This is a genomic window from Mesorhizobium sp. M7A.T.Ca.US.000.02.2.1 (assembly GCF_003996995.1).
Taxonomy (GTDB): domain Bacteria; phylum Pseudomonadota; class Alphaproteobacteria; order Rhizobiales; family Rhizobiaceae; genus Mesorhizobium.
The window spans coordinates 1-612 of the sequence record NZ_RZTT01000871.1 but is presented as its reverse complement, the minus strand read 5'-3'; the positions used below and the strand labels follow the sequence as shown (position 1 = coordinate 612).

Here is a 612-nt window from a genome sequence, read left to right as displayed (position 1 = left end):
GACCGCCTCTTCGCCCGAGACATAGACGATGCGGTGTCCTTTTGACGCCAGTGCCGCGGCCGCCTGGGTGAGCAGGGTCGACTTGCCGATGCCTGGGTCGCCGCCGCCCAGGCGATGATCCGCTACGCGAAATCCACGGGTGCTGCGATCGTGCTGGTCGGCCATGTCACCAAGGAAGGCCAGATCGCCGGGCCGCGTGTCGTCGAGCATATGGTCGACGCCGTGCTCTACTTCGAAGGCGAAGGCGGCCACCATTACCGCATCCTGCGCACGGTGAAGAACCGTTTTGGCCCGACCGACGAGATCGGCGTCTTCGAAATGTCGGACAAGGGCCTGCGCGAGGTCGCCAATCCGTCCGAGCTTTTCCTTGGCGAGCGCCATGCAAAATCGCCCGGGGCCGCGGTTTTCGCCGGCATGGAGGGGACAAGGCCGGTGCTGGTCGAGATCCAGGCACTGGTCGCACCCTCCTCGCTCGGCACGCCGCGCCGCGCCGTCGTCGGCTGGGACGGCGCCCGGCTGTCGATGATCCTGGCGGTTCTCGAAGCCCATTGCGGCGTGCGATTCGGCAGCCACGATGTTTATCTCAATGTCGCCGGAGGCTACCGGATTTCG

At 66.0% G+C, this 612-nt stretch carries 2 pseudogenes; one reads left to right on the top strand and one right to left on the bottom strand.

From position 1 onward, the window contains the following. Positions 1-183 (bottom strand): annotated as a pseudogene (locus EOD15_RS37160) (hypothetical protein); the annotation flags it as partial. Here EOD15_RS37160 and EOD15_RS35215 point away from each other — a divergent pair. Continuing rightward, positions 100-612: pseudogene (locus EOD15_RS35215) on the top strand (DNA repair protein RadA); the annotation flags it as partial. The pseudogenes EOD15_RS37160 and EOD15_RS35215 overlap by 84 nt on opposite strands.